The organism is Microbacterium sp. NPDC077184 (genome assembly GCF_040687055.1).
Lineage (GTDB): Bacteria > Actinomycetota > Actinomycetes > Actinomycetales > Microbacteriaceae > Microbacterium.
Genome location: NZ_JBFBMM010000001.1, coordinates 544,609 through 563,537, shown reverse-complemented (window position 1 = coordinate 563,537; position 18,929 = coordinate 544,609). Strand labels below are relative to the sequence as shown.

General features: G+C 71.7%; 19 protein-coding genes, 1 tRNA gene and 1 other RNA gene. 5 read left to right on the top strand and 16 right to left on the bottom strand.

Features of this window, described 5'->3' with window-relative positions:
• Positions 1-16: 16 nt before the first annotated feature.
• The 3 genes from AB0O93_RS02660 to ffs all read right to left on the bottom strand — a co-directional run bounded on the left by AB0O93_RS02660 (position 17) and on the right by ffs (position 3,547).
• Positions 17-1,243, bottom strand: a complete 1,227-nt coding sequence (locus AB0O93_RS02660; protein WP_363340241.1) for an acetate kinase — start codon at positions 1,241-1,243, stop codon at positions 17-19.
• A complete protein-coding gene (gene pta / locus AB0O93_RS02655) occupies positions 1,240-3,399 on the bottom strand; it encodes a phosphate acetyltransferase (RefSeq protein ID WP_363340239.1) in 2,160 nt (719 codons plus the stop codon). Before pta ends, AB0O93_RS02660 begins: the two co-directional genes overlap by 4 nt.
• Before the next feature lie 51 nt (positions 3,400-3,450).
• An RNA gene (gene ffs, locus AB0O93_RS02650) (signal recognition particle sRNA small type) lies at positions 3,451-3,547 on the bottom strand.
• A gap of 258 nt (positions 3,548-3,805) precedes the next feature.
• Here ffs and AB0O93_RS02645 point away from each other — a divergent pair.
• From AB0O93_RS02645 to AB0O93_RS02630, 4 genes are all read left to right on the top strand, one after another.
• Complete coding sequence (locus AB0O93_RS02645; RefSeq protein ID WP_363340984.1) at positions 3,806-4,726, top strand: AAA family ATPase; 921 nt, start codon at positions 3,806-3,808, stop codon at positions 4,724-4,726.
• Positions 4,726-6,018 (top strand): DUF58 domain-containing protein, encoded by a 1,293-nt coding sequence (locus AB0O93_RS02640; protein WP_363340237.1) that lies wholly within the window; start codon positions 4,726-4,728, stop codon positions 6,016-6,018. The genes AB0O93_RS02645 and AB0O93_RS02640 overlap by 1 nt, the downstream gene beginning before the upstream one ends.
• Positions 6,005-8,317, top strand: coding sequence for a DUF3488 and transglutaminase-like domain-containing protein (locus tag AB0O93_RS02635; protein ID WP_363340234.1), 2,313 nt, complete (start codon positions 6,005-6,007; stop codon positions 8,315-8,317). Before AB0O93_RS02640 ends, AB0O93_RS02635 begins: the two co-directional genes overlap by 14 nt.
• 26 nt (positions 8,318-8,343) lie before the next feature.
• Positions 8,344-8,431: transfer RNA gene (locus AB0O93_RS02630), tRNA-Ser, on the top strand.
• A 351-nt stretch (positions 8,432-8,782) separates the two neighbouring features.
• On the opposite strand, the gene AB0O93_RS02625 is transcribed toward AB0O93_RS02630, so the two are convergent.
• The 10 genes from AB0O93_RS02625 to AB0O93_RS02580 all read right to left on the bottom strand — a co-directional run bounded on the left by AB0O93_RS02625 (position 8,783) and on the right by AB0O93_RS02580 (position 16,420).
• Entirely contained in the window at positions 8,783-9,142 is a 360-nt protein-coding gene (locus tag AB0O93_RS02625; protein ID WP_363340232.1) for a monovalent cation/H(+) antiporter subunit G, read from the bottom strand.
• Positions 9,139-9,396, bottom strand: coding sequence for a monovalent cation/H+ antiporter complex subunit F (locus AB0O93_RS02620; RefSeq protein ID WP_363340230.1), 258 nt, complete (start codon positions 9,394-9,396; stop codon positions 9,139-9,141). Before AB0O93_RS02620 ends, AB0O93_RS02625 begins: the two co-directional genes overlap by 4 nt.
• Positions 9,393-9,767 carry a Na+/H+ antiporter subunit E gene (locus AB0O93_RS02615; RefSeq protein WP_363340228.1) on the bottom strand — a complete coding sequence of 125 codons (375 nt, stop codon included), beginning with the start codon at positions 9,765-9,767 and terminating at the stop codon, positions 9,393-9,395. Before AB0O93_RS02615 ends, AB0O93_RS02620 begins: the two co-directional genes overlap by 4 nt.
• A complete protein-coding gene (locus AB0O93_RS02610; protein WP_363340226.1) occupies positions 9,764-11,341 on the bottom strand; it encodes a monovalent cation/H+ antiporter subunit D family protein in 1,578 nt (525 codons plus the stop codon). The genes AB0O93_RS02615 and AB0O93_RS02610 overlap by 4 nt, the downstream gene beginning before the upstream one ends.
• Positions 11,338-11,736, bottom strand: coding sequence for a cation:proton antiporter subunit C (locus tag AB0O93_RS02605; RefSeq protein ID WP_363340224.1), 399 nt, complete (start codon positions 11,734-11,736; stop codon positions 11,338-11,340). Before AB0O93_RS02605 ends, AB0O93_RS02610 begins: the two co-directional genes overlap by 4 nt.
• Positions 11,733-14,519 (bottom strand): DUF4040 family protein, encoded by a 2,787-nt coding sequence (locus tag AB0O93_RS02600; RefSeq protein WP_363340222.1) that lies wholly within the window; start codon positions 14,517-14,519, stop codon positions 11,733-11,735. Before AB0O93_RS02600 ends, AB0O93_RS02605 begins: the two co-directional genes overlap by 4 nt.
• A 79-nt stretch (positions 14,520-14,598) precedes the next feature.
• The gene (locus tag AB0O93_RS02595; RefSeq protein WP_310891409.1) at positions 14,599-14,736 is read right to left on the bottom strand and encodes a hypothetical protein; all 138 of its coding nucleotides are present in this window, start codon (positions 14,734-14,736) and stop codon (positions 14,599-14,601) included.
• Positions 14,737-14,775: 39 nt separating this feature from the next.
• Entirely contained in the window at positions 14,776-15,054 is a 279-nt protein-coding gene (locus AB0O93_RS02590) for a hypothetical protein (protein ID WP_363340220.1), read from the bottom strand.
• Entirely contained in the window at positions 15,054-15,467 is a 414-nt protein-coding gene (locus AB0O93_RS02585; protein WP_363340218.1) for an arsenate reductase ArsC, read from the bottom strand. The genes AB0O93_RS02590 and AB0O93_RS02585 overlap by 1 nt, the downstream gene beginning before the upstream one ends.
• Positions 15,468-15,502: 35 nt before the next feature.
• Positions 15,503-16,420, bottom strand: coding sequence for a metalloregulator ArsR/SmtB family transcription factor (locus tag AB0O93_RS02580; protein ID WP_363340216.1), 918 nt, complete (start codon positions 16,418-16,420; stop codon positions 15,503-15,505).
• Between the two features lie 45 nt (positions 16,421-16,465).
• Here AB0O93_RS02580 and AB0O93_RS02575 point away from each other — a divergent pair, with 45 nt between their 5' ends.
• Positions 16,466-17,188 (top strand): MIP/aquaporin family protein, encoded by a 723-nt coding sequence (locus AB0O93_RS02575; protein ID WP_363340214.1) that lies wholly within the window; start codon positions 16,466-16,468, stop codon positions 17,186-17,188.
• Between the two features lie 3 nt (positions 17,189-17,191).
• Here the strand turns inward: AB0O93_RS02575 and AB0O93_RS02570 are convergent, their stop codons facing one another.
• From AB0O93_RS02570 to AB0O93_RS02560, 3 genes are read right to left on the bottom strand one after another with little or no spacing between them, the layout of a single operon-like run.
• The gene (locus AB0O93_RS02570) at positions 17,192-17,704 is read right to left on the bottom strand and encodes a bifunctional nuclease family protein (protein ID WP_363340212.1); all 513 of its coding nucleotides are present in this window, start codon (positions 17,702-17,704) and stop codon (positions 17,192-17,194) included.
• Positions 17,705-17,718: 14 nt separating this feature from the next.
• Positions 17,719-18,234, bottom strand: a complete 516-nt coding sequence (locus tag AB0O93_RS02565) for a GNAT family N-acetyltransferase (RefSeq protein WP_363340210.1) — start codon at positions 18,232-18,234, stop codon at positions 17,719-17,721.
• A complete protein-coding gene (locus tag AB0O93_RS02560) occupies positions 18,231-18,884 on the bottom strand; it encodes an SDR family oxidoreductase (RefSeq protein WP_363340208.1) in 654 nt (217 codons plus the stop codon). The genes AB0O93_RS02565 and AB0O93_RS02560 overlap by 4 nt, the downstream gene beginning before the upstream one ends.
• Between the last annotated feature and the right edge of the window lie 45 nt (positions 18,885-18,929).

Here is an 18,929-nt window from a genome sequence, read left to right as displayed (position 1 = left end):
GCGACAGCGGGTGTCCTCAGCCGCGCGCGACCGACAGGGTCTGGCGCGCGATCTCGAGCTCCTCGTCGGTGGGCACGACGAGAACGGCCACCCGCGAGGCATCCGTGGATATCCGACGGATGCCGCGCTCGGGTGCGGTGTTGCGCTCCGGGTCGATCTCCACGCCCGCGAAGCCGAGCGTCTCGAGCGCGCGCGCCCGCACGAGTGGCGCGTTCTCGCCCACGCCGGCGGTGAAGGAGATGACGTCGGCGCCGCCGAGCTGCGCCAGGTACGCGCCGGCGTAGGAGCGGAGGCGATGGACGTAGACCTCGAAGGCGAGGATCGCCGCCTCGTCGCCCCGCTCCATGGCGTCCTTGATGTCGCGCTGGTCGGATGCGCCGGCAAGACCCAGCATGCCGCTGCGCTTGTTCAGGAGGTCGTCCAGGTCATCCACCGACATCCCCTCGCGCCGGGCGAGCTGGAAGAGCACCGCCGGGTCGAGGTCGCCCGAGCGCGTGCCCATGACGAGGCCCTCGAGGGGGGTGAAGCCCATCGAGGTCTCCACGGAGCGTCCCCCGTCGATCGCGGTCACCGAGGCGCCGTTGCCGAGGTGGAAGACGATCTGACGGAGATCCTCGAGGGGCCGCCCGAGGAAGCGCGCGGCCTCCTCCGAGACGAACTTGTGCGAGGTCCCGTGGAATCCGTAGCGACGGATGCGGTGCTTCGCGGCGAGGTCGCGGTCGATGGCGTAGGTGTAGGCAGCCGGAGACAGCGTCTGGTGGAAAGCGGTGTCGAACACCGCCACGTGCGGGACGTCGCCGAAGGCGCTCTGGGCAGCGACGATGCCCGCGAGGTTGGCCGGGTTGTGCAGCGGCGCGAGCACCGCGAGATCCTCGATGTCGGCGCGGACCTGCGGCGTGACGAGGGTGGGTGCGAAGAAGCGAGCGCCGCCGTGGACGACGCGGTGACCCACCGCGACCGGGGGGTTCTCGGCCAGCGACGGCCCGTCCGCGGCGAAGGCGTCGAGCATCACCTGGAAGCCCGCGGTGTGGTCGGGGATCGGGAGTTCGCGCGCGGACGTTGCGCTCTGCATCGTCGCGGCGGGGCCGTCGGTGCGCGCGGCGTAGACGGTGTGGCGCGCCTGGCCGACGTCGGCGCCGATGCGCTCCACCAGTCCCGCGGCGAGCACGCGCTCGGCATCCGCATCCAGCAGCTGGTACTTGAACGACGACGATCCGCTGTTGACGACGAGGACGACGCTCATCGGGGTTCTCCCTGTTCGGTGTCGGCGTCCTCGGCCTGGGCCTGGATCGCGGTGATGGCGATGGTGTTGACGATGTCTTCGACCAGAGCTCCCCGCGAGAGGTCGTTGATCGGCTTGTTGAGCCCCTGCAGGACCGGCCCGATCGCCACCGCACCCGCCGAGCGCTGCACGGCCTTGTAGGTGTTGTTGCCGGTGTTGAGGTCCGGGAAGACGAACACCGTCGCCCGTCCCGCGACCTGCGAACCGGGCATCTTCGCCGCGGCCACAGCGACGTCGGCCGCAGCGTCGTACTGGATCGGACCTTCGACGAGGAGCTCGGGCGCGCGTTCGCGCACCAGCGCCGTCGCCTCGCGGACCTTCTCCACATCGGCTCCCGACCCGGACTCCCCGGTCGAATAGGAGAGCATCGCCACCCGCGGCTCGATGCCGAACTGCGCGGCGGTGGCGGCGGAGGACACCGCGATGTCGGCGAGCTGGGGGGCCGTCGGGTCGGGGATCACCGCGCAGTCGCCGTAGACGAGGACGCGGTCGGCGAGCGCCATGAGGAAGACGCTGGAGACCACCGAGACCCCCGGCTTGGTCTTGATGATCTCGAAGGCCGGCCGGATCGTGTGCGCGGTCGTGTGGGCTGCTCCCGACACCATGCCGTCGGCGAGGCCCGTGTGCACCATCATCGTGCCGAAGTACGACACGTCCGTGACGGTGTCGGCGGCCTGTGCGGCGGTGACGCCCTTGTGGGCGCGCAGGCGCGCGTACTCCTCGGCGAAGCGGCTGACGTGGACCGCGTCGAACGGGGAGAGGACCTCGGCATTCTGGATGTCGATGCCGAGCTCGATGGCCCGCGCGCGCACCTCGAAGGGCTCCCCGAGGATCACGAGGTCCGCGATGCCGCGCTTGAGCACGGTGCCGGCCGCGCGCAGCACCCGGTCGTCATCGCCCTCGGGGAGGACGATGCGCTTGTGCGATGCGCGGGCGCGGTCGATCAGCTGGAACTCGAACATCAGGGGCGTCACGACGGTGGCCCGCGCCATGCCGAACGCGCGCAGCAGCTCCTCCGTGTCCACGCTCGTCTCGAACAGCGACAGCGCCGTGTCGTAGCGACGCTGGGAGTCGGCGGCCAGGCGCCCGCGGGTGTTCATGACGCGGACGGCCGTATCGTAGGTGCCGAGCTCGGTCGAGATGATCGGGACGTTCGAGCCGAGGCCGTCGATGAGGCGGCGGACCGGCTCGGGCAGATCGAAACCGCCGTTGAGGACGATGCCGGAGATCGACGGGAAGGTGCCGGAGGCATTCGCCAGGAGGGCGGCCAGAAGCACCTCGGACCGGTCGGCGGGGATCACCACCACCGCGCCCTCGAGGAGGCGCGGGAGGACGTTGACCATCGACATCGCCGCGACGACGACCCCGAGGGCCTCGCGGGTGAGCAGCTCCGGATCGCCGGCGATCAGCTCGCCGTCGACGGCACGCAGGATGCCGCGCATCGACGGCGCGACGAGGAAGCGGTCCTCGGGGATCGCCCACACCGGCACGTGCGCAGCGTCCAGACCCCGCTCGGACGTGAGCGAGCGGCGGACGGCCGCGATGACCTCGCCCCGTTCGTCGTCCTCGACGCGGTTGGCGATCACCGCGAACAGCTGCGCGCGGCCGTGGACGAGCTCGGCGAGGGCGAGATCGGCGATCTGCCCCATCTCGGCCGGGGTGCGCGGGAGCGTCGCGCCGAGCTGCTCGGCCTGCCCCTGCGCGGCGCGACCGCCGAGGACGAGGAGGACGGGGGCGCCGAGGTTCGCCGCGATGCGGGCGTTGTACGCCAGCTCCGCGGGGCTGCCGACGTCGGTGTAGTCGCTGCCGACGATGACGACGGCGTCGCACTGGGCCTCCACGGCCTTGTACCGCTCCACGATCGTCGACAGCGCGGCATCCGGATCCTGGCGCACATCGTCGTACGTCACGCCGACGCACTCCTCGTACGCCAGGTCGACGCCGTCGTGGTCGAGCAGCATCTCCAGCACGTAGTCGCGCTCGCGCGTCGACCGCGCGATCGCGCGGAACACACCGACACGGGAGGTCGCGCGGCTCAGGGCGTCAAGGACGCCGAGGGCGACCGTGGACTTGCCGGAATGACCTTCTGCGGACGTGATGTAGATGCTCTGCGCCACGCGCTCCAGCCTATGGGGCGGACGGGGAGCGGTTCCTGAGAAGGCCGGGAAAAGTAAGACTCTCCGCGAACCCGGCAGAGCCTGGTTACCCTTGCTACGTTTCCGTCCTGGGGGAGTTGGCCTGGATGCCGCCTCGCGGAGAGCTTCGGACAGTCTACCCCCGCTGGCGCCGTCGCGCCGAACCGGCGACGAAGCCCGGCAGCCGATGCAGGCATCTCCCAGGCCCCGCACCGTGATCCGGTTGTTACCATCGAGGAGTGGGTGAGGACGCCCGCGTCCGCCCGATCCGCCGCCCGAACGGCGCGCTAGGAGGCCCTCCGTGACCGACATCGCCCCCGCTCCCACGCGGCGCCGCGGAGAGGGTCCCAGCGACTTCGCGGCCCTCACCTCCGCCGTCCTGACCTCCATCGGCGCGGTCATCGACGGCAAGCCCGACGCGATCCGCAGTGCCCTGGTGTGCCTCCTCGCGGAGGGGCATCTCCTGATCGAAGACGTCCCCGGCGTCGGCAAGACGATGCTCGCCCGGGCACTCGGGGCGTCGGTGGACGCGAGCGTCCGACGTATCCAGTTCACCCCCGACCTCCTCCCCGGCGACGTCACCGGTGTGAGCGTGTTCAACCCGGTCGAGCGGGAGTTCGAGTTCAAGTCCGGCGCGATCTTCGCCAACATCGTCATCGCCGACGAGATCAACCGCTCCTCGCCCAAGACGCAGTCGGCTCTCCTCGAGGCCATGGAGGAGCAGCAGGTCACCGTCGACGGACGCACGCACCGCCTCCCCTCCCCCTTCCTCGTGGTCGCGACGCAGAATCCGCTCGAGATGGAGGGCACCTACGCCCTTCCCGAGGCCCAGCGCGACCGGTTCATGATGCGCATCTCGATGGGATACCCGGATGCCCGCGCGGAGGCGCTCATGCTCCGCCAGCGCGAGACGACCAATCCGCTCGACGCCCTGATCCCGGTGGTGACCTCCCGGCAGGTGGAGGACCTCATCGCCGCGGCCCGCGCGGTGCACGTCGCGCCGGCGCTCGAGGACTACGCCGTCGCCCTGGCGCAGGCCACGCGCACCCATGGTGACCTGCGCCTCGGCGCGAGCCCCCGGGCGACCCTCCAGCTCGTGCGCGCCGCGAAGGTCTGGGCGGCCCTCGACGGCCGCGACTTCGTGATCCCGGACGACATCACCGCGCTCCTCGGTCCCGTCTTCGCCCACCGACTCCTCCCCACCCGCGCGGCGGGAGGGGCACGCGGCACCGGCGCGGCCGATGCCGTGGCAGCCATCCTCGACCGGATCGCGGCGAGCGTGCGCGTGCCGATCGCCGCCCGCGTCTGATGACGCTTCCCGCGGCATCCGTCGTCCCGGCCCGCGCGCGTCGCGCGTGGCCGCTGACCGTCCGCGGAACGGGCGCGGTCGTCCTCGCCGGCGTCTCGGCCGTGCTCGCGCACGAGTCCGGCATCGTCGAACTGCTCTACTTCGGGATCCTCCTCGCCGCGATGCCGGCGCTGGGCTTCCTCTCCCTCCTCCTCGTGCGACGCACCGAGCCCGCGCGACGGGTCATCGACCCCGAGACCGTCACCGTCGGGCGGCCGAGTCGCGTGCGCGTGCGCGTGGGACTGCGGAGCGTCCTGCCCGTCCCGCCCGGAACGTGGCGGGACGATCTCGGCGGCGGACTCGACGGGACCGCATCCGGCATCCTGCCCGCCTTCGCGTCGGGCCTGCGGGGCGGCACACCGGACGAGCGGGCGATCGACTTCGTCTACACCGTCACGGGGAGCCGGCGCGGCGTCCACGAGCTCGGACCGCTCGCGGTGACCCTCACCGATCCGTTCGGACTCGTCCGTCGACGGGTGCGCTTCCCGTCCCGCACCGCCGTCACGGTCGCGCCCGCAATCGTGGACCTCATCGGCCTCACCGACGCCCCGGGCGAGTCCGGCGGCACCCTGCACGCCACCACCGACCGTCTCGGCCAGGGGGCGGACAACCTCGTCGCGCGGCCCTACGCGCCGGGCGACTCGATGCGGCGCATCCACTGGCGGGCGACCGCGCATCGCGACCAGCTCATGGTGCGCCAGGAGGAGAGCGAGTCGACGCCGGAAGCCTCCGTGGTCCTCGACCGCGGTGCCCTGCGGTGGAGCGTCGAGGCGCAGGACCTCTCGGGAGAGGATGCCGCGTTCGACGCCGCGGTGTCGGCCTGCATCTCGGCCACCGCGCGCCTGGTGCGCGACGGATACGCCGTCGAGGTCGTCGACGAGGAGGGCGGCATCCTCGCCGAGCGGATCGAGAGCGGCGACAGCGCCGAGGTGGAGGAGCTCCGCACCCGCCTCGCCCTGATCACCGCGCACCGCGACACCGGGCTCGCCGCCCTGACCCGGCAGTTCGCGAACGCCTCGACGGGGCCGGTGGTGGTCGTCACGGGTCGCTTCGACACCGGCGACGCCGCCGCGCTCGCGCCGCTCGCCCCGCACAGCGCTCTCCCGCTGCTGCTGTGCACCGACCCGTTCGGCGATGCCGTCGAGGTCGCGGCATCCGCCGGCTGGCGTGTCGGGGTCCTCGGGCGGGACGGCGATGTCGCCGCGGCCTGGGCGGACGCCGCGCGGAGAGGGGCGCGGCATGTCGCGCACTGAGACGGCGTCGGAGGCGCGGAGCGAACGGGTCGCGGAGAGACGGGGGCGACGCCCGGGCCTGATCACGCTGGGCCTCGCCGCGCTCGGCACGCTCGTCGCGGCGCTCATCCCGGTCTTGCGCGTCGTGGAGATGGGGGCGTGGTTCCTCGGCGCCGCGACGCTCGCCACCGGCATCCTCGGCGCGGGTGTCCTCGTGCGTCGCACCGGGATCGCCCCCGCGTGGGCCAGCCTCGTCGGGGCGGTGGTGTGGGTGCTCTTCCTGACCGGTGTCTTCCTCGGCGACACCGCACTGCTGTGGGTGATCCCGACGCCGTCGACCGTCGATGCGGCCGCGCTCGTGATCCCCGCGGCGATGGACGAGATCGTCCGCGGCTCCGCGCCGCTGGACGCCACCTTCGCCCTGTCGTTCGTGATCGTCGGCGCGATGGGGCTGCTCGCCCTCATCACCGACCACGTCGTGCTGACCGCGCGGATGCCGCTCCTCGCCTCGATCGGTATCGTCGCCGTCTCGCTCATCCCGGCCATCGCCGTTCCGGGCCGCGTCGACGTCACGGCGTTCGTCGTGCTCGCCGGAATGATCCTCTTCCTCCTGCGCGCCGACACGCGTGCGCGCGAGCTGCCCCTCGTCCGGGCCGCCGAACGGCGCGCGGGGGTGCCCGCCACCGCGCTCGGCATCGCCGCGGTCGGGCTCGTCGTCGCCGTGGCGGTGACCCCGATTCTCCCGCAGCCGAGGGCGGCCGTCGCCACCGGGAGCGGGTTCGGGCCGGGTATCGACGCCACCCTCGCCCTCGGGGACGACCTCCGCCGTCCCGCGGACGTCGAAGTCCTGCAGGTGCGCAGCGACGCCTCCGTGCCGCCGTACCTCCGCGCAACGACGCTCTCCACGTTCGAAGGCGACGAGTGGGAGCCGGACCGGGTGCGGACCGTTCCGCTGGAGGAGGAAGGGGCGCTCGGCGCGGTGTCCGTGGCCGAGGACATCACGCTCGCCTCCACCGCGACCACCGTGGACGTCGTGAACCTCAACTCGATCTGGCTGCCGGTGCCCTGGCCCGCGGTCGGCGTCGACGGCCTCGACGGCGACTGGGGCGCCGCGCCCGCCAACCGCACGGTCATCGCGCAGTCGGGAGAGTCGCAGGGGCAGGAGTACACGGTGCGCGCCGACGTTCCGCGCCCCACCCTCGAGCAGGCCCGCGCCGTCCCCTCAGCCGGTACGGAAGACGATGACCTGCGCGCCCTGCCCGCCGACATCCCGGAGATCATCCCGACGCTCGCGCAGGAGGTCACCGCCGAGGCCGCTACCGACTACGACCGACTCATCTCGCTGCAGCGCTGGTTCCGCGGCGGCGAGTTCGCGTACTCCCTCGATGCGCCCGTGGAGGAAGGGTTCGACGGCAGCGGAGCCGAGGCGGTCGCGGAGTTCCTCGAGCAGCGCGAAGGGTACTGCGTGCACTTCGCCTCGGCCTTCGCCCTCATGGCGCGGACGATGGACATGCCGAGCCGCATCGTCATCGGCTATCTCCCGGGCACGGCGAACGGCGACGTCATCGACGCGCAGACGGTGTACTCCGTCACCAGCAACCAGCTGCACGCGTGGCCCGAGGTCCACTTCGAGGGGATCGGCTGGATCCCCTTCGAGCCGACCGCGAGCCTCGGCGTCCCCACGGGCTTCTCCTCGGGTACCGGCATCCCCGGATCCGTCACGGAGAACCAGGCCGAGACCGACCCGCAGGCCCCCGAAGCGACGCCGGGCGCGCCCGTCGACGCCGACGATCCGGCCGAGTCCGACGCGCTCTCCCCCGGCGCTGTCGGCGGGGCCGACGGACAGAACCCGCTTCCCACGATCGGCGCCGTGCTACTGGTGCTCGGCATCCTCGCCCTCCCGGCGCTCGTGCACCGCGTGCGGCTCGGCCGGCAGCGCGCCCGCGCCGAGGGCGGAGACGTGTCGGCCGCCTGGGCGATGGTGCAGGATGCCGCCATCGACGTCGGCATCGGCATCCCGCCGAGCGAGAGCCCGCGGGCGTTCGCCACGCGCCTGAGCGATCGGCACGGCGCGCCGGGCGGAGCCGCGTCGACGCTCGCTACCGAGATGGAGCGGGCCAGCTACGCACCGCCCGGGTCGCTCGATCCCGGATCGGGAGAGGTGGCCCTGGCCGCTGCGGAAGACGTCCGACGTGCGGTGCGGGCGGGGGCCTCCCCCGCGCGGCGGGTGCTCGCGGCGCTCGTGCCGCGCTCGCTCGTGGTGCGCCCGGGAAGCGCCTACGCCACCGCGCGGTCGAAGGACCCCCTCGCGGCACGGTAGGATGGACGACGGCCCTCCGGGGTCCTGGAGGATTCGCCTAGTGGCCTATGGCGCACGCTTGGAAAGCGTGTTGGGTGCAAGCCCTCAGGGGTTCGAATCCCCTATCCTCCGCCATTATCTTCCCGTCACCCGCGCCCGTCCGGTCGCACGACTCAGGGCGCGCTACGTGGGCCGAACTCCTCAGAAACGCCGTGCGGGACCGGTCCCGGGGCCTCGAGGGTGCCACCGACGCCCGGATCCGAGGAGTTCGGTACGGCCCGGCGCCCGCACCCCGCCGCGGCGGCATCGGCCCAGCTCACCCGAGACCGCGCGAGCCGAACTCCTCACAAACGCCGTGCGGGACCGGTCCCTGGGGCCTCGGGAGGCCCGCCGAGGGCGAAAGGGAGGAGTTCGGCCCGGGCGCCGTGCCGCGGCGAACGGCTCAGGCGCGGTGGGCGAACCCGCGTGCACCCTCGCGCACGGCCGTCACGCCGGCTCGCCGCTCCCATCGGTCGTGTCCTCGTCCGGCGTGAGCTCGTCGTAGCCGAGACGCTTGCGCGGCGAACGGGAGAGGTACGCCGCCCGCGCGATGGCGATGCTGCCGACCGCGGAGGTCGTGAGCTGCATCGCGATCGCAAGGACGACCTTCACGAGGTCGGGCACCGTGGGCTGCACGAGGAACGCCCCACCCACCACGAGCGCGATGCCGAGTCCTCCGGCGGTGCCGACCGCGGAGACCCGTGTGAAGGCATCCGGGAAGCGGATCACCCCGAGCGCGGCCGTGGCGAACACGAGCGCCCCGAGGACGACGAAGACGTTGCCGATGACGGCGAAGATGTCGCTCATCGCTTCCCCCTCGTCAGCGCCCGGGCGAGCGACAGGGCGGCGAGGAAGCTGACCACCGTCGCCACGAGCACGATGTCGAACGCGAAGGTGGCGGCGACCCGCACCCCGATGACCGCGATCAACCCGACCGCGCCGAAGAGCAGCAGGTCGGCGGAGACGACACGATCGGCGTCGTCCGGGCCCCTCAGCATCCGGTAGGTGGTCACGAGCATGGACAGGGCCAGGATGCCGATGGCGATGTCGAGGCCGATCATCGGGCGTCCCCCTTTCGGCGCAGGGCGCGGAGCAGGCGATCCTCGATCCGAGCGACCTCCGCGCGAAGCGCGTCCGGCCCGTCGGAGTACATGCCGTGCACGAAGAGCACCCGTGCGTGCGTGCGGGATTCGACCGTCGTGCCGAGGGTGAGGGTGCCCGGGGTCAGGGTGACCAGCGCCGCCAGGGCGGTGATCTCGACATCCGTCTCGCATCGCGTGGGGACCCGCGCGATCCCGGGCGTCGAGTCCTGCCCGGGGGTGAGGTTGTCGCGGAGGACGGAGAAGTTCGCGACGATCACCTCTTTCGCGAACCACGCCGCGAAGCCGAAGAGTCGGAAGGGCCACGTGAGCCAACTGGTGAGCTGCGTCATGATCCGAGCACCGCCTCGACGTATGCGGAGGTGTCGAGCAGGCCGTCCGCGGCGATCTGCGCGAGGCCGAGGAGCAGTTCAGCTCCGAGGCCGAGGCCCAGGGTGATCACCGCGAGCACGATCGCCGGAGCGGCGAGCGACGCGCCGATGCGGGGGCGTGTGCGCGTCAGCGTGTCGGTCGCGGTCGCGCCGGCCGTCCCGCTTCCGGAGTCGGCGACGGATGCCGCATCCCCCGACGTCGCATCGAGCGACGGCGCGGCCTCCGAGGTCCGCGATCCCCAGAACATCCCGGACCAGATCCGCAGCATCGCCAGCAGGGTCACCAGGCTCACGAGGATCATCACGACGACCGCCACGATCTCCCCGGCATCCTGCGCCGCGAGGATCAGCGAGAGCTTCGCGACGAAGCCGGAGAAGGGGGGAAGCCCCGCGAGCGATAGCGCCGCGACGAAGAAGGCCGCCGCGATCAGGGGTTCGGCCTTGGCCACCCCCACCCCGCGGAAGGCACCGAGCTTGTCGGTGCCGTACCGGACCTCCACGGCGCCGGTCGAGAGGAACAGCGACGCCTTCGCGATCATGTGGTGGATGAGGTAGAAGATGCCCGCGACCAGCCCGAGCGGAGTGAACAGCGCGAGTCCCAGGAGGATGTAGCCGATCCCGCTGACCATGTTGAACGCCAGCATCGATCGACTGCTGTTCTCCCCCGCCGCTCCGAGTGCGCCGACGATCATGGTCACGGTGAACACGGCGATCCCGATCCAGAGGAAGCGCGGATCTCCGTCGAAGACGACGGCGTAGATCCGGTAGATCGCGAAGATCGCGATCTTGGTGTGGAGCCCGGAGAAGAGGGCGGTGATCGCGGGCGAGGTCGTCGGGTAGGCCCGGGCGAGCCAGCCGTGAACCGGCACCACGGCGGCCTTGATCCCCAGCGCGAACAGACACACTGCGGTGGCGATGGCCACGGTCTCGTCAGAGGCGGCCATCCCCGACAGCTCCGCGATGTTCACCGTGCCGGCCGTGCCGTAGAGGAACCCGACACCGACGAGGAACACGGTGGAGGTGAGCAGGTTGAGCGTCACGTAGAGGCGCACGCCGGCGATCCGACGGATCGGCGCACGGTCGGGAGCGGCGAGGAGGAACAGCCCGTAGGAGGGCAGGAGCATGACCTCGATGAAGACGAAGAGATTGAACAGGTCCGCCGTCAGCAGCGCACCGTTGACGCCGGCGAGGAGCACCAGCAGCATCGGCGCGAAGAAGCGCGACTGCGCCCGCCCGGAGGCCACCGCGAACCATGCGCACGTCAGCGTGAGGATGCCGGTGACGGTGAGCATGAGGGCGGTGAACATGTCCGCGGCGAAGGGGATCGCGATGCCCGCGACCCATCCCCCGACGCCGTGCGCGATCGCGCCGCCGCCGAGGAAGTCGAGGATCAGCAGGATGCCGCCCGCCGTCGACGCGGCGATGGTGACCATCATCACGATGACGTGGATGTGGCGGCGGGTCGGGGTGACGGCGAGCAGGCCGGCGAAGATCATCGGCAGGCCCACGAAGAGGGGAAGGAGGGCGGCGCTCACGAAATGATCCCCCTCTCGGCCGCGCGGACCTCATCCGGGTGCACGCCGTCGTCCTCCGGCTCGGAGTCATCCTCCGCATCCGGCTCGGTGCCGTCGGAGGTGTCGTCGTCATTGTCGCCGGTGACGGCGAGGACGAGCATGAAGATCGTGAGCGAGAACGCGATGACGATCGCGGTCAGCACGAACGCCTGCGGCAGCGGATCGGCGATCGTGCTCGGGTCCGCCGGGGTGCCGAACGGTTCGCCGCGCCGCGCCGTGCCGCCCGCGGCGAGCAGGACGAGATTCGCGGCGTTGCCGAGCAGGATGAAGCCGAGGATCACCCGCAGCATCTCGCGCTGCAGGAAGAGGTAGACGGCGCCGGCGACGAGGATGCCGGCGGTGAGGGCGACGGTCATCGCGAGGCCACCTTTCTCGAGGCGCGGTCCGGGGTCGGGTCGGGTTTCGGATCCGGCTCGGATCCGCCCTCCTCCCGCTCGGTGTGGTGCTGCCGACCGAGGAGGTTGAGGGCGGTCAGCACGACGCCCACGACGGCGAGGTACACGCCCACGTCGAAGACGAGCGCCGTGGTGAGCTTGGTGCCGAGGATCTCGATGCTGAGCGGCCGGAGGAACGACCCGCCGAAGTACCCCAGGAGGCCCGTCCCCGCGCCGACGACGATGCCCGAGCCGATGAGAGCGAGGAACGGCCAGCGGATGCGCGCCGCCGACTCGCTCGGCGCGGCGAGGTAGAGCAGCGCGAAACCGGCGCCGCCGATGAGCGCGGCGATGAAGCCGCCACCCGGCTCCTGATGGCCGCGCAGCAGGAGGATGACGGAGAGGACGACGATGACGGGCACGAGCACCCGCGCGACGGTACGGACGAAGACGCTGTTGGCCGCGGCATCCGACAGGGGGGTGCCGCGGAGGAGCCGGGCAGATCGCACCGGCGTCGGGCGGCGGGAGTACAGGAGGGCGGCGATGGCGATCCCCGCGACGCCGAGGACGGTGAGCTCGCCGAGCGTGTCGAAGGCGCGGAAGTCCACGAGGATCGTGTTGACGATGTTCGCCCCGCCGGTGAGCGTCTCGCCCTCGCTGAGGTAGAACTCCGCCGCCGGCGACATCCCGCGCCGTCCGGTGAGCGCCCAGACGCCGAGGGTCGTGGCCGCTCCCGCGCCGAGGGCGAGGACGACGGGCAGGATGCGGCGGCGCTTCGCCCGCGGCGGCGAGAACTCCCGCGGCAGGCGACGCAGAAGCAGCACCATGACGCAGACCGTGAGGATCTCGACGAGGAGCTGGGTCATCGCGACGTCGGCGGCCCCGAGGACGAAGAACCACACCGTCATGCTCGCACCGACCACACCGGTCACGACGATCGCGGCGATGCGCGTGCGGGCGCGGACGGCGGCGACCGTTCCCGCAGCGACCAGGGCGAGCAGCAGCCAGTCGATCGGTTCGGTCGGGTCACCGACCACCGCGGGCAGCCGCGGGACGGTGAAGACTCCGACGGCGGCGATGACGATGAGCACGGCAACGGGGATGGCGAGGTGTCGCGCGGGCTTCGTCGTGCCGGCTGCGCGTCCGACCAGCCCGCCGAGACGCACGGTGCCCGCCCGCGCGGCGTCGACGACCGCCAGTCCCGAGACGGGCGAACGCAGCAGATCGGTCACGCGCCCGACGCGCGCGCGGCCCACGACCATCGCCGTTCCGAGCGCGATGACGGTCGCCGACACCGCCAGCGGGAGGTTGAACCCGTGCCAGAGCTCGAGATACGCGTCGACGGGAGCGCCGACAGCCGAGGTCGCGGCTCCCGCGACGAGGGCATCGAGCAGGAAGGGCAGGACTCCCAGGACGAGTCCGGCCGCGGCGAGGAGGCCGGGCGACCCCCAGAAGAGCGCCGGCGCCTCCGGGATGGTCCGCGTCGCGCTCCGCCCGCCGAGCGCGCCCAGGACGATGCGTCCGGAATAGGCGAACGTGAACACCGCGCTGAGTGCGCCGACGACCGTGAGCAGCACCGGGAACCACACCGGCCCCGGGGCTTCGATGAACGCCGCGAACATCGATTCCTTGCTGACGAAGCCGAGGAGCGGCGGGATGCCGGCCATGGACGCCGCGGCGAGCGCGAGCGCGCCGATGGTGATCGGCATCCGGATCCGGAGGTTCGCGAGCTCACGGATGTCGCGGGTGCCGGCTTCGTGGTCGATGACCCCGATGAGCATGAAGAGCGCCGCCTTGAACAGCGCGTGCGCGACGGTGTGGACGACGGCGGCGGTGAGGGCCTCGGGGGTGCCGACGCCGATCATCGTGACGAGGAGTCCGAGCTGGCTGATCGTGGAGTAGGCCAGGAGCGCCTTCAGGTCGGTCTGACGGAGCGCGGTGACCGCCCCGAAGACGGCCGTGATGAGGCCGGAGGTGATCAGCAGGGTCGACCAGACGAGTTCCCCCGCGAGCGCCGGGGAGAACAGCAGCGCGAGGTAGATGCCCGCCTTGACCATCGCGGCGGCGTGCAGGTACGCCGAGACCGGGGTGATGGCGACCATCGAGTCGGGGAGCCACGCCTGGAACGGGAACTGCGCGGACTTGGTGAACACCGCTCCCGCGAGCAGAACGGCCACGGGGATCGTGAACGCCGGCTGGGTCCACGCGTCGGAGACGAGGACGTCGGTGATCCGGGTCGTCCCGGTCCCCACCCACATGACCACGACCGCGGCGAGGAGGCTGAGGCCTCCCGCGGCGGTGACGAGGAGGGTGCGGATCGCCGGCTCACGCGCGTCCGTGCCGGACCGCGCGATGAGGAAGAACGAGCAGAGCGTCGTCGCCTCCCAGGCCACGAACATCAGCACGAGGTCGTCGGCGAGGACGAGGAGCAGCATCGCCGCGGCGAAGCCGGTCATCAGCACGAAGAAGGACGCGTTCGGGCCCCTCGGCAGGTACCGGGCCGAGTAGATCAGCACCAGCGCGCCGATCACCAGCACGATGAGCGAGAACAGCAGCGAGAGCCCGTCCAGGCGCAGGCCGATGCCGACCCCGAGGGTCGGCATCCACGGCACCCACACCGATCCGGAACCGACCGCCACGAGCATCGCGGCGGCCACCGAGAGCGGGATCGCCAGCCACCACCCGGCTGCCCGGCCCGCGGCGCGCGCGACCGGCGCGGCGACGGCGCAGGTGGCGCCGACAAGAATCAGAGATGCCCACAGCATCCGCGTACCTCATCCGTCATGACTTCACCGGTCGGGACGCGGTCATCTCGCCACGCGTGCGATGACCCCGATTCGGCGCTTACCGAAGAGCGGATGCCGGCGCGCTGCCGGACAGGTTCGCACCCCAGCGGGAGATGTAGCCGTTGGTGCCGGTGTGCAGCGGGACGGAGAACGCCGGCGCGGGGGCCGGAGTCATCGTCTCACGCAGGAATCGCACCGCGCCATCTTACCGGAGCCGGTCGGACATCGGCTCCGCTCAGACGACCGCGGCGACCCCTTCGGTCGCGCCCAGCTCGTCGAGGAGGACCGCGATCCGCGCGCGGATGTCATCCCGGATCACCCGCACCTCGGCGAGCGACAGGTCGGCGGGGTCGGTGAGCTCCCAGTCCAGGTAGCGCTTGCCCGGGTAGATCGGGCAGGCGTCTCCGCAGCCCATCGTGATGACCGCGTCCGCGGCTCGGACCACGTCGTCGGTGAGGGGCTTCGGGAACTCCTCCGACACGTCGATCCCGACCTGCCCGCGCCCGGCGCCCATCAGGCGGTCCGGGCCGGGAGGAGGTCGGCGACGAGCGCCTCGACGCGGCGACGGATGTCGTCGCGGATCGGGCGGACGGCCTCGAGGCCCTGGCCGGCCGGGTCGTCGAGCTCCCAGTCCTCGTAGCGCTTGCCGGGGAAGATCGGGCACGCGTCGCCGCAGCCCATCGTGATCACGACGTCGGACTCCTTGACGGCCTCGACCGTGAGCACCTTGGGCGTGTTCGCCGCGATGTCGATGCCCTCTTCGGCCATCGCCTCGACGGCGACGGGATTGATCGAATCCTTCGGCGCGGAGCCCGCCGACAGGACCTCGATCTCACCCCGGCCGAGCTCGCGCAGGTAGCCGGCGGCCATCTGCGAGCGGCCGGCGTTGTGGACGCAGACGAACAGGACGGTGGGGGTGGAGGTCATCGGGTCTCGCTTTCTCTCACGGGAAGCATAGACCTTTATCTATCGATTGGGTGAACGGCGAGCGAACGCTCCGAGAGAAGTTCACCCAGAAGCGCGCGCACCCGTCGTTCGATGTCATCGCGGATCGCGCGGATCCGCTCGGGCGATGCCCCGACGGGGTCTTTGAGATCCCAATCCAGGTACCGGCGCCCCGGGTAGACCGGGCATGCATCGCCGCAGCCCATCGTGATGACGACATCCGCGGCGCGCACCGCGTCGTCCGTGAGGGGCTTGGGAAACTCGCCGTCGAGAGCCGCCCCGATCTCGTCCAACGACGCCGCGATCGCCGAACGGACCTCGGCGGCGGGACGAGAGCCGGCGGTCCGGACGCGAACGGCATCCCCCGCGAGACGCCGAAGGATCGCCCCGGCCATCTGCGAGCGTCCGGCGTTCTGGACGCAGACGAACAACACGGTGGGCACAGCATCCGAGGACCGCTCCGCGTCACCGGCACGCGCGAGCGCTTCCAGTCGGGATGCCGCGAAGGAGGCCGATCTGCTCGCGAGCAGGGGGCGCGGCCCGGCGGCTGCGAGGAGGTCGTAGCTCTCACCGACGACCGCGCGGACCGTCTCACGGGCGAACACCCCGCGGAACCGGATGTCGAGGTCGGACGCGATGCGATCGAGGTCCGGCGCGGGGCCGTCGACCGCATCGCCGGCCCCCAGGACCGCATCCACGCGCTCGGCGACGTCGGGGGCGATGGAGTACCAGACGCGGCGTCCGTCGGGGTCGCGATGGACGATGCCGGCGTGAGCGAGCGCCTTCATATGGTGACTCACGGTCGGCTGCCGGAGGTCGAGCGCCCGGGCGAGATCGCCGACGAGCGCACGCCCGTCGGCCGTGGTTCGGATCAGCGCGAGGATGCGCACGCGCGTCGGGTCGCCGAGAACGCGCATCTGCTCGACGGAATCCATAGACGCCAGTCTATCCGCGCGGAAACCATCGACTATGGTCTATGCGTGCCCGAACGGTCCTCTCGCCTGAACCCCTCCACGCGCGCCCTGGCCGGCGAGTCCCTCGGCAGTGCCGGACTCGCCGTCGTCGTCATCGGCTCCGGAATCGCCGCGCAAAGCCTCTCCCCCGGCGACACGGGCCTCCAACTCCTGGAGAACGCCCTCGCGACGGCCTTCGGCCTGACGGTGCTCATCCTCGTCTTCGCGCCCGTCTCGGGGGCGCACTTCAACCCGGTCGTGACCCTGGTCGACATCCTGCTGCACCGCCGGTCGTGGGCGACGGCGGCGGGATACCTTCCCGCCCAGATCGTCGGCTGCATCACCGGCGCGGTGCTCGCGAACCTCCTGTTCGACGTCCCCGCGATCGCGTGGAGCACGACCGACCGGTCGGCGGCGAACCTCCTGCTCTCGGAGGTCGTCGCGACCGCAGGACTCATCACCGTCATCTTCGCGCTCGTCCGCACCGGACGCTCGGCGTGGGCGGCGCCGGCGGTCGGCGCCTACATCGGCGGCGCGTACTTCTTCACGTCGTCGACGAGCTTCGCCAACCCCGCCATCACGATCGGACGCATGTTCAGCGACACCTTCGCGGGGATCGCCCCGGCATCCGCCCCGGCGTTCATCGGGGCGCAGCTGATCGGCGCGGCCGTCGGACTGATGGTGGTCCGCCTCCTCTTCCCGGTCGCCGCGCCGGATCCGACGACCGCCCCGACGGCGGCCACCGCGTGAGGCTCAGCCGCGGAAGTCGTCGGGGTCGACGTCCTCCAGGAACCGCTTGAATTCGTCCACGCTCTCCTCCGCATCCACCGGGACGCCGTCCTCGTCCTCCGCGGTGACGGTGTCGATCACGCCCGCCTCGGCCAGCACCTCGTCGGCGACGAAGATCGACGCTCCGGTGCGCGAAGCCAGCGCCACGGCATCCGACGGCCGGGCATCGACCACGCGAGACCCGACAGGGGTGTCGAGGACCACGTCGGCGTAGTACGTGCCCTCGTCGATGCGCGTCACCTCCACCCGGTCGACGGTCGCGCCGAGGGTGTCGAGGATATCGCGCATGAGATCGTGCGCGAGAGGACGCGGGACGGGCGCGCCCTCGACGGCAACGAGGATCGACGTCGCCTCCTGCGCGCCGATCCAGATCGGCAGGATCCGCCCCTCCCCGGGGAGGTCCTCGAGGGGCTTCAAGAGGATGACGTGCTGCTGGGCGGCGTCGAGAGCCACCCCCGCCACGCGGACCTGCACCATGCGATCGCTTCCTCTCAGTCTCGGGGTCCGTTCAGCGCCGCGAGGGCGGCGAGCCGGTCCCCCGTCATCCGCTGCGTCGTCCACTCGCTCATCGGCTCGGCGCCGATCGCGCGATAGAACTCCACGGCCGGAGTATTCCAGTCCAGCACCGTCCATTCCAGTCGCGGGAACCCCCGCTCGGCGCAGATGCCCGCGAGGGCCGACAGGAGGCTCTTGCCGTATCCGCGACCGCGCTCCGACTCGTGGACGAAGAGGTCCTCGAGCCAGATGCCGTGACGGCCCGTCCAGGTCGAGTAGGTGAGGAACCACACGGCGATGGCCTTCACCTCGCCGTCGCGCTCCACCACGTGGGCGAACGCTCGGGGTTCGGCGCCGAAGAGCGTCTCGGTGAGTGCTTCGACGGTGTTCTCGACGGCATCCGGCTCGCGTTCGTAGACGGCGAGCGCCTGGATGCAGCCCAGGATGCCGGGGGCGTCGGCGGGCGCGGCGGCGCGAAGGATCGCGCCGTCCGAGAGGATCCGCCCGGTCACGACGCGGCGTCGGCGATCGCGTCCGCGATCGGCTGGTCACCGGTGTTGAACGAGATGGTGCGGCCGACCGTCCGCTCGTCCGCGAGGACGGCGGCGATCACCGCGGCGACGTCGGCACGTGCGACGGAACCGGACTCCTCCGCGCGGACGTCGATGCGCCCGGTCGGCTCGTCGAGGGTGAGGGAGCTCGGCGCGACGATCGTGTAGTCCAGCCCGCTCTCGCGCAGGTGGGTGTCGGCGGCGGCCTTGGCCTCGGCGTAGGTGTAGAAGTCGTTGTCCTCGGGGACGCCGTGGTCGGGGCCCGCACCGAAGTACGACACCATCACGTAGCGGCGGACCCCGGCGTCCACCGCGGCGTCGATGGAGCGGATCGCGGCATCACGGTCCACCGCGCGGGTGCGCTCGGGGTCGCCGCCACCGGCGCCGGCGGCCCAGACGACCGCGTCGTTGCCGCTCACCAGGTTGGTCAGCTGGTCCCGGTCGAAGGACTGCACGTCGGCGACGAGCGGGGTCGCACCGGTCGCGGTCACGTCGCTCTCGTGATCGGGATTGCGGATGACGGCGGTGACGGTGTCGCCGCGGTCGACGAGGAGGGGTTCGAGCAGCAGGGCGATCTTTCCGTGGCCGCCGATGAGCAGGACGCGAGACATGAGGGCTCCTTCCGAGGGTGGTCCGAGCCTAGCCGCGGCGCATCC

What these genes read in the sequence shown, in the direction of transcription:
- AB0O93_RS02625 (WP_363340232.1), bottom strand. Translation starts at nt 9,142, where the DNA reads ATGAGCGACATCTTCGCCGTCATCGGCAACGTCTTCGTCGTCCTCGGG.
- AB0O93_RS02635 (WP_363340234.1), top strand. Translation starts at nt 6,005, where the DNA reads ATGTCGCGCACTGAGACGGCGTCGGAGGCGCGGAGCGAACGGGTCGCG.
- AB0O93_RS02590 (WP_363340220.1), bottom strand. Translation starts at nt 15,054, where the DNA reads ATGGGCGCCGGGCGCGGGCAGGTCGGGATCGACGTGTCGGAGGAGTTC.
- AB0O93_RS02600 (WP_363340222.1), bottom strand. Translation starts at nt 14,519, where the DNA reads ATGCTGTGGGCATCTCTGATTCTTGTCGGCGCCACCTGCGCCGTCGCC.
- AB0O93_RS02605 (WP_363340224.1), bottom strand. Translation starts at nt 11,736, where the DNA reads ATGACCGTCGCCCTCACCGCCGGCATCCTCGTCGCCGGCGCCGTCTAC.
- AB0O93_RS02580 (WP_363340216.1), bottom strand. Translation starts at nt 16,420, where the DNA reads ATGGATTCCGTCGAGCAGATGCGCGTTCTCGGCGACCCGACGCGCGTG.
- AB0O93_RS02660 (WP_363340241.1), bottom strand. Translation starts at nt 1,243, where the DNA reads ATGAGCGTCGTCCTCGTCGTCAACAGCGGATCGTCGTCGTTCAAGTAC.
- AB0O93_RS02640 (WP_363340237.1), top strand. Translation starts at nt 4,726, where the DNA reads ATGACGCTTCCCGCGGCATCCGTCGTCCCGGCCCGCGCGCGTCGCGCG.
- AB0O93_RS02560 (WP_363340208.1), bottom strand. Translation starts at nt 18,884, where the DNA reads ATGTCTCGCGTCCTGCTCATCGGCGGCCACGGAAAGATCGCCCTGCTG.
- AB0O93_RS02585 (WP_363340218.1), bottom strand. Translation starts at nt 15,467, where the DNA reads ATGACCTCCACCCCCACCGTCCTGTTCGTCTGCGTCCACAACGCCGGC.
- AB0O93_RS02570 (WP_363340212.1), bottom strand. Translation starts at nt 17,704, where the DNA reads ATGGTGCAGGTCCGCGTGGCGGGGGTGGCTCTCGACGCCGCCCAGCAG.
- AB0O93_RS02620 (WP_363340230.1), bottom strand. Translation starts at nt 9,396, where the DNA reads ATGATCGGCCTCGACATCGCCATCGGCATCCTGGCCCTGTCCATGCTC.
- AB0O93_RS02615 (WP_363340228.1), bottom strand. Translation starts at nt 9,767, where the DNA reads ATGACGCAGCTCACCAGTTGGCTCACGTGGCCCTTCCGACTCTTCGGC.